Origin of the sequence: Aliiglaciecola sp. 2_MG-2023, assembly GCF_030548145.1 — a bacterium.
GTDB classification, from domain to species: domain Bacteria; phylum Pseudomonadota; class Gammaproteobacteria; order Enterobacterales; family Alteromonadaceae; genus Aliiglaciecola; species Aliiglaciecola lipolytica_A.
In genome coordinates, this window is sequence record NZ_JAUORY010000011.1 from 139,925 (window position 1) to 148,526 (window position 8,602).

The 8,602-nt window shown below is 40.9% G+C and carries 7 protein-coding genes and 1 tRNA gene; 1 reads left to right on the top strand and 7 read right to left on the bottom strand.

Annotated elements, in window-relative coordinates:
- Positions 1-129: 129 nt before the first annotated feature.
- Genes lnt through miaB form a run of 5 tightly spaced genes read right to left on the bottom strand, consistent with a single transcriptional unit; the run spans position 130 to position 5,497 of the window.
- Positions 130-1,626, bottom strand: a complete 1,497-nt coding sequence (lnt, locus tag Q4567_RS13085; RefSeq protein ID WP_216048594.1) for an apolipoprotein N-acyltransferase — start codon at positions 1,624-1,626, stop codon at positions 130-132.
- A gap of 12 nt (positions 1,627-1,638) precedes the next feature.
- Complete coding sequence (corC, locus tag Q4567_RS13090) at positions 1,639-2,499, bottom strand: CNNM family magnesium/cobalt transport protein CorC (RefSeq protein WP_216048453.1); 861 nt, start codon at positions 2,497-2,499, stop codon at positions 1,639-1,641.
- A 33-nt stretch (positions 2,500-2,532) separates the two neighbouring features.
- Positions 2,533-2,991, bottom strand: coding sequence for an rRNA maturation RNase YbeY (ybeY, locus tag Q4567_RS13095; protein ID WP_303500663.1), 459 nt, complete (start codon positions 2,989-2,991; stop codon positions 2,533-2,535).
- Complete coding sequence (locus Q4567_RS13100) at positions 2,988-4,034, bottom strand: PhoH family protein (RefSeq protein ID WP_216048455.1); 1,047 nt, start codon at positions 4,032-4,034, stop codon at positions 2,988-2,990. Before Q4567_RS13100 ends, ybeY begins: the two co-directional genes overlap by 4 nt.
- A gap of 26 nt (positions 4,035-4,060) precedes the next feature.
- Positions 4,061-5,497, bottom strand: coding sequence for a tRNA (N6-isopentenyl adenosine(37)-C2)-methylthiotransferase MiaB (gene miaB, locus Q4567_RS13105; RefSeq protein WP_216048456.1), 1,437 nt, complete (start codon positions 5,495-5,497; stop codon positions 4,061-4,063).
- Between the two features lie 254 nt (positions 5,498-5,751).
- Here miaB and Q4567_RS13110 point away from each other — a divergent pair, with 254 nt between their 5' ends.
- Positions 5,752-6,912, top strand: a complete 1,161-nt coding sequence (locus Q4567_RS13110; protein ID WP_216048457.1) for an FAD-dependent oxidoreductase — start codon at positions 5,752-5,754, stop codon at positions 6,910-6,912.
- Between the two features lie 28 nt (positions 6,913-6,940).
- On the opposite strand, the gene Q4567_RS13115 is transcribed toward Q4567_RS13110, so the two are convergent.
- Positions 6,941-8,398 (bottom strand): sodium:alanine symporter family protein, encoded by a 1,458-nt coding sequence (locus tag Q4567_RS13115; protein WP_216048458.1) that lies wholly within the window; start codon positions 8,396-8,398, stop codon positions 6,941-6,943.
- A gap of 128 nt (positions 8,399-8,526) precedes the next feature.
- Positions 8,527-8,601, bottom strand: a tRNA-Gln gene (locus Q4567_RS13120).
- Position 8,602: the final 1 nt, after the last annotated feature.

An 8,602-nucleotide genomic window follows, 5' to 3' on the forward strand; every position in this document is an offset into this window, starting at 1 on the left:
ATTTAATTTGAATATTCAGTGCTGCGGCTGGTTTTTGCTTCCACACTACCAGCCAAAGTGCCTTGCTTAGTAGGCAAAACCTCAAATTTTAAAACGCTATCAATTAAAACCTTATCAATTAAAATACTATCAATCTGTGCGTTTAGTGTAGTCTCTCCAAGCCCATCCCAAAGCGATCAAGCTCAAAATCCATAGCGGCAAGTCTTGCCACTTTCTGTAGGGTGTAAAGCCTGTTGTACTGGCTATTTCAGCCGATAATACACCTGCCTTAAATTGCGGAAGTCGACTAATTATTGTTCCGTCGTAACCGATGAAGGCAGTAATACCATTGTTCGTTGCCCGTAAAACTGGAATGCCAAACTCTTTTGCTCTGACTTGGGCAATTTCAAGGTGCTGATCGGGACCATGGGAATGACCAAACCAAGCATCATTACTCACAGTGATGATGAAATCGGTTTCAGTTGTTAAATTTGCAGCGATTTGCCTAGGAAATGCAATCTCAAAACAAATCGCAGGAGCCAAATTGATGCCATTTGAGACCAGATTCGATTGCAAATAATCACCTCTGGTAAAGGATGACATCGGTAAATCAAAAATCGGTGCAAGTTGTCTTAGCCAACTTTCAAACGGAATAAATTCGCCAAATGGCAGCAAATGATGCTTATCGTATCTGTTTGAGTGCAAATAATGATATTGTCCCTGCGTATCCTCAGGCAGCTTTTTACCTATGGCAATGAGGTTATTAAACGCTTGTCGTGAGTCATAATCGTAGTTGACTATACCGGTGATTAACCCTGTATCCTGCTCGGTTGCTTGGCTATCTAATTGACGCAAAAAGGATTCCGCAGTTGATTCTAATTGGGGAATAGCCGCTTCAGGCCAAATAATGAGTTGATTCTGCCAATGACCTTCGGTCAATTTGCGGTATTTTTCCATGGTCGGAGCTTCTTCTTCTGGAGCCCAGCGCATTTCTTGTTTTATATTGCCTTGCACCATTGCAATGGAGACTGTGCTTGCCTTGGGCGTCACCCAATTAACAGAGTTTAATGCCCATCCGCCTATAAATATGATTGAAGCTAAGGCAATGGTAGGAATATAAACCTTTTGTTTTATACTTAATGCGCATGAGACTGCTAAAGCGATTAAAATAACACTCAGTCCCGTCTCACCGAAAACCGGTATCCAGCCGGAAAGGGGACCAAGAAGTTGACTGTAACCAATAGATAACCAAGGAAATCCAGTAAATAACCAACTTCGAATAAATTCGCTTATAAACCAAATAAAAGGCGCCAACAATGGCCAGTAACGCAGTTTGCAATATCGTTTGAGGACAAACGCGAACAATCCCGGATACAAGGCTAAAAAACTGCAGAGCAGAACCATAAGCCCTACTGAGCCAATCAAGGGGAGTCCACCAAAGTCTGCAATACTTACGTGAACCCACGAAATACCGGCACCAAACCAACCTAAACCAAATGCAAAGCCGGTTTTAAATCCCGATTTACTGACTAATAAACGATAAAAGAACCCAGTTAATAAAATGGGCGTTAAAAACCAAAGCGAAAAAGGTGCATAACTGAACGTCATTAACGCACCCAATAAAATAACACCAATATAATGCAGCATGGTTTTTAACACTTAGTCTTCTTTGTTGGGTAAGGTCACTTTCAGTTGTAACAATCGACGTTTATCTGAATTAGTAATTTTAAATATCAGACCTTCAATTTCAATCTCGTCATCCGTCATTGGCATATGCCCAAATGCTTTCAAAACTATGCCACCAATGGTATCGGCTTGTTCAACATCATAGTGGGTTTCAAAGAATTGATTGAAATCTTCGATTGGTGTGAGTGCTTTAACAGAGTATGTGTAAGTATTTAGAGGACGAATATCGTCAGAATCATTTTCTTCGATATCATGTTCGTCTTCTATCTCGCCTACAATCAACTCTAGAATATCTTCTATCGTAACAAGACCTGACACGCCACCGTATTCATCTACAACTATCGCCATATGATAACGTTGCTGCCTGAACTCTTTAAGCAAAACGTCAACACGTTTACTTTCAGGTACAATAACAGCTGGTCGTAATACGTCTTTTAGGTGAAATTCCTTTCCAGGGATGAATGCATAAGCAAGTAGGTCTTTGGCTAATAGAATTCCTTCAATGTGATCTTTGTCTTCGTTGATTACTGGGAATCTAGAGTGAGCAGACTCCAGCATCACCGGTAGAAATTCTTCTACTGACTCGTCAACATTAATGGTCATCATTTGCGCTCTAGGGATCATGATGTCCCTTACGCGCATTTCATTGACGCCCATCACACCTTCAATCATCTCTCTGGTCTGCGGGTCAATTACTTCTCGTTGCTCTGCATCGGATATAATATCAACCAATGCTTCTTTACTTTTCGGTTCTGCGTTAAAAGTTTGTACTAGTTTATCTAGCCAGCTTTTATTCGTAGAACCGCTAGTAGAGTGGGGGTTGTCTTCGCTCATAATATCTTTTTTAGGTTCCTTGGATCACTATATTTAATGATCTTGATAGGGGTCGTCAATGCCTAATTTTGTTAAAATTTGCACTTCTAGACTTTCCATTATTTCTGCATCCTGATCATCTACATGGTCAAACCCAAGTAAATGGAGGCTTCCATGGACAATCATATGTGCCCAGTGATCGGATAATAGTTTATTTTGTTGCTCAGCTTCTTTTTCAACTATGTCTGCGCAAACGACTAAATCGCCTAATAAATTAAGTTTTATTTCAGCCGGGGCCTCAAACGGAAAGGATAATATATTGGTGGGTTTGTCTTTTTCACGGTATGTCGCGTTTAAATTTTGGCTTTCTTCAGGCGTCACAATTCTAATTGTTAACTCTGTTTCATCGATTTGTTGATCGGCTAACGCGAATTTAACCCACTGCTCGAATTGTTGAGCTGTTGGGAGATTGTTATTTTCGCAAGCAATTTGGATATCTAGGTCAATATTCACTTAATCGGCTTCTCATTTTCACCTTTAGCGCTTTGCTCTGCTTGTTTTTGCAATTTAGCTTTTTCTTGAGCAGACTCAAATTCTTCATATGCTCGAACGATTCGCGCGACCACGGGGTGCCGAACTACATCGTTAGCAGTGAAAAAGTTAAAGGAAATATCTTGAACGTCCTTTAATACGTCTATGGTGTGACGCAATCCAGAGCGTACCCCTCTTGGTAAGTCTATTTGCGTAATGTCACCGGTAATCACCGCACGTGAATTGAAACCAATACGAGTTAAGAACATTTTCATTTGTTCTACAGTGGTGTTTTGACTTTCATCTAAGATGATAAAAGCGTCATTTAATGTTCGGCCACGCATGTAAGCTAAAGGCGCTACTTCGATAACATTACGTTCGATAAGTTTTTCAACTTTTTCAAATCCTAACATTTCGAAAAGGGCGTCATACAGAGGGCGAAGATAAGGATCAACTTTTTGAGATAGATCACCGGGTAAAAACCCGAGTTTTTCACCCGCTTCAACTGCTGGTCGAGTTAGCAGGATTCGGCGGATTTCTTGGCGTTCCAATGCATCAACAGCACAAGCAACCGCTAAATAGGTTTTACCTGTACCAGCTGGGCCCACACCGAAACTAATGTCATGGTTTAATATATTAGACACATATTGGCTCTGATTGGGGTTTCTTGGTTTGATCACGCCCCTACGAGTTTTAATATGTACTTCTTTGCCGTAATGTCCCGCTTCCGCTCTTTCAAGGCATTTTGCTTCTTGAATGGCTAAGTGAACCTGATCAGATTCCAACATTGGGATCTTACCTTTAATAGGTTGAGTTTCGATATAAAGCAATTTAAGTAATTCGGCCGCACCGTTACTTTGTAAAGGATCGCCTATCACTTTAAATTCATTATTGCGATATGTGATTTCAACCCCTAAACGGCGTTCTATTTGCTTTATGTTGTCATCTAATGGTCCGCACAAACTTGATAGACGTTTGTGATCGGCTGGTTCTAAAAACACTTCGCTGCTGACAATAGTACTCAAAATTGAATTTTACCTTTTTGACTAGTTTAATGTGATGTTGGCGAAAATTTCTGTACACCTAATGCATCTTCTTGAACTGTCTGTTTTGACAAGATAGATTTAGGTGCAACACTGACTCTCAAGCCCATATCTTTTTCACGTCTGACAACGTCTCCTCGCAATGAGTTCGCGAACACGTCAGTAATTTTGACATCGATGAATTCACCAATCATGTCTGGTGTACCTTCGAAGTTTACAACACGATTATTTTCAGTACGGCCAGACAACTCCATTGGATTCTTTTTCGATGGGCCTTCAACTAATATACGTTGTTCCGTGTGAAGCATATTTCTGGCTATTCGCAAGGCCTGTTGATTAATTCTACTTTGTAAAATTTGCAGACGTTGTTTTTTGGTTTCTTCGCTGACGTCATCTGGCAAGTCGGCCGCAGGCGTACCTGGTCGTGCGCTATAGATGAAACTAAAACTCATATCAAAATCTATTGCTTGGATTAAATCCATTGTCGCTTGAAAGTCTTCATCTGTTTCTCCGGGGAAACCAATAATAAAGTCTGAGGACATACAAAGATTAGGGCGAATCTTTTTAAGTCGACGAATTTTTGATTTAAATTCGATAGCTGTATGGCCACGTTTCATCAAATTTAAAATTCGGTCTGCGCCGCTTTGCACAGGAAGATGCAGGTGATCAACCAATTCTGGAATCGACGCGTAGGCTTCAATCAAATCATCAGTAAACTCAACCGGATGAGACGTTGTATAACGAATTCTATCGATGCCATCGATGGAGGCAATTAATTCAAGTAATTCGGCAAAGTTGCAAATGCTTTCATCGAAATGAGGTCCTCTAAATGCATTTACATTTTGACCAAGTAGATTTACCTCGCGAACACCTTGTTCAGCAAGTTGCGCTACTTCGAGTAACACATCATCAACCGGACGGCTTACTTCTTCGCCTCGTGTATAAGGTACAACGCAAAAACTGCAGTATTTGGAACATCCTTCCATAATAGAAACAAATGCGCTTGGACCATCTGCCCGTGGTTCCGGTAGACGGTCAAATTTTTCAATCTCAGGGAAACTGACATCAATAACTGATTTTGAGCCACCTTTTATCTGGTTGATCATCTCTGGCAATCGATGCAATGTTTGCGGACCAAAAATCAAATCCACAAAAGGTGCTCGTTGTCTTATCGTGGTGCCTTCTTGTGAGGCAACACAACCGCCCACACCGATAATCAATTCAGGCTTGTGTTTTTTTAAGTTTTTCCAGCGCCCCAATTGATGGAATACTTTTTCTTGGGCTTTTTCGCGAATAGAGCAGGTGTTCAACAAAATAACATCAGCATCTTCTGCTTCGTCAGCAAGCTCATAACCATGAGTAGCATCAAGTAGATCGGCCATTTTTTCCGAATCATACTCGTTCATTTGACAGCCCCACGTTTTAATGTATAACTTTTTGCTCATATTGCGTTTTTAAACCCTAATTTTTATATGCCATTTAGACGCCACCATCGACTGACTATGCTAGACAAATTTGTTACAAACTGGCTAAACCGAACCGCTTATTTTAACGTTATTTGTTGATTGGATCTAGCTTTCATCTGTTATTTAACTGCGGCGCGATCATGTCCCCTAATTTATTTAATTTTTTACTGATTAAACTGGATTTATTTCAGTATGATATAGCCATCAAAAGTAATTCAGCGTGATTAAAAAATATGTTTGATGTAGGTATTGTTGGTGGAGGAATGGTGGGTGCTGCAACTGCTGTAGGACTTGCTCAGCAGGGGCTCGATGTTGTTATATTTGAAGCGAAATTACCCGAAGCGTACTCTCCTGAACAGCCGCCAGATATGCGAGTGTCCGCCATTAACATTAATGCTTATTCATTATTGAATTCTTTGGGAGCCTGGCAAGATGTTCAATCCATGCGCTTTTGCCCATTTAAAAAAATGTTAGTGTGGGAAAGCGACAAGGGCGCGACGCAATTTGATTGTAATGAAATAAATCAGCAGCAACTGGGTTTCATTATTGAGAATAGATTAATTCAGTTGGCATTGCTAAATCGTATTCATTCCTTGCCAAATATTACCTTGGTAAGTGGGGCAACGATTAAAGAAATTCAAAACGGTGTACCCAATATCATTAATACCGCTGATAATTCATCTTACCAATGTACTATTTTAGTCGGGGCGGATGGGGCAAATTCGCAGGTGAGAAGTAGCTTGAATATTGGTCAACAAGGCTGGCAGTATAAGCAACATGCGATGGGCATCAACATCAAATTGGCGGACGCTAAACAGCAAGATATAACCTGGCAGAAATTTAAACCCTCAGGCCCTTTGGCATTCCTACCGTTGTATGATGGTTTTGCTTCATTGGTTTGGTATGACTCAGCGGATAAAATTGCAGAGTTAAAACGTCTGAATCTAAGTAATTTGAAAACCCAAATTATGGCGAATTTTCCTAAAAAACTTGGCGATTTTGAGATACTTCAAAGCGCTAGTTTTCCATTAACACGGATGCATGCAAATCAATATTGCAAAGGTAATTCAGTATTAATCGGCGACGCAGCGCACACCATTAATCCATTAGCAGGACAAGGTGTGAATTTAGGTTTTCGTGATGTGTCTGCACTTTTAGAATGTTTGAGTAACTGGGATAAACAAGCAACCTCAGTGCTGCCATTATTAAAACAATATGAAAATAAACGAAAATCATCGAATTTATTAATGATGTCGACTATGGATGCAATTTACGCGGCATTTAGCAATGATAACTTGCCTTTGAAACTACTCAGAAACCTTGGTTTGAGTTTGGCTGAGAATGCCGGACCAATTAAAAAACAAGTTATGAAGGTAGCATTAGGATTGACCTAAACCAGCGCCAATCCTGTAGGGAAGGGGGTTATTTCCCCCAGATTCCTTTTTCAGTTTCGCCTTGGATCTCACAGTCACCATTTAAGTATTCTGGTTTTTGACCTTTCTTACGTTTTTCAAAGTAATCCTGGCTGATTGAAACTATCGTGGGAGTCATTAACACTATGGCGATAATATTAATAAATGTCATCAAGCCTAACGCCATATCGGCCATTGCCCAGACTTTTGGTAATGAGGCCATTGAACCCCAAAAAATCATCAAAAGATAACCGCCCGTGTATACCCAGCGTCCGACTTTATTGTCTAATTTAAACATGTGGAGATTACTTTCTCCATACGCATAATTGGCAACAACAGACGTAAATGCGAATAAACTAATGGCTGCCGCAACAAAATCACCGCCAAATTCACCTAAGTGACTGCCCATCGCATCTTGGGTTAAACGTATACCTTCCATCTGCTCACTACTTGAACCACCTGCTAACAATATGACAATGGCTGTGCAAGTACATAAGATCATTGTATCTATAAAGACACCGAGCATTTGTACATAACCCTGTGAAACAGGGTGGTTAGGATTCGGTGATGCTCCAGCTGCTGCATGGGGTACACTTCCAGATCCGGCTTCGTTCGAATAAAGCCCTCGTTGTATACCATTCTTAATTGCTGCACCTAAGGCCCCAGCCGCAGCTTCGTGTAAACCGAAGGCTGATGAAATTATGTCTGAAAGCATAGCAGGGACAAGTTCGTAATTAGCGATGGCAATTCCCAAGGTTACCAAAACATATGTAATGGCCATAAAAGGCACTATCCATTCGGCGAATCTGGCAATAGCGCGAAGGCCGCCAACGACTATCATACCGGCCATTAGGATAATCACTAGACCTGAATAATGGGTCGGAATTTCATAGGCGTGATTTAAAGCGTCAGTAATAGTGTTTGCTTGTACGGCGCTAAAAATAAATCCATATCCCAAAAACAGGAATAATGAAAATAGCACCGCTAACCAGCGTTTATTGAGACCTTGTTGAATGTAGTAGGCGGGACCGCCTCGGAATTCACCATTTATATCTCGGACTTTATAAAGTTGGCCCAAAACGCTTTCTGCGAAGCCTGTTGCCATACCAAGCAAGGCAATCATCCACATCCAGAAAATCGAACCTGAGCCACCGAGTGAAATGGCAACCGCGACGCCAGCCAAATTTCCAGTGCCTACTCGAGCGGATAGGCTGGTACACAATGCTTGAAATGAACTAATTCCTGATGCATCACTTTGGGTACTGTTTTTCATGATGCTAAACATGTGCCCGAAATGTCGGAATTGTAAAAAACCTAACCTGACAGTGAACCATACTCCAGCACATACCAACATGACTGCAAGTATAGGAAAGTAAAAATTAGATTGCTCCCCTTCGGTTTCCCATAAAACACTTAACCCTCTGTTCCATAATAGATCGTTTATGAAACTTACAATGTCGTTTATCACTCGAATCCTTGCCCATTTATAATTTTTATAGCTGCAGTTTGAAGTGATCTAGTTCTTATGTAAAGAGAAGGAGGGCTATCATTTGACAACAAATAAAAAAGCCCAAGACAAAATCTTGGGCTTAAATATGGCTGGGGTAGCTGGATTTGAACCAACGAATGGCGGGATCAAAACCCGCTGCCTTACCGCTTGGCTATACCCCAA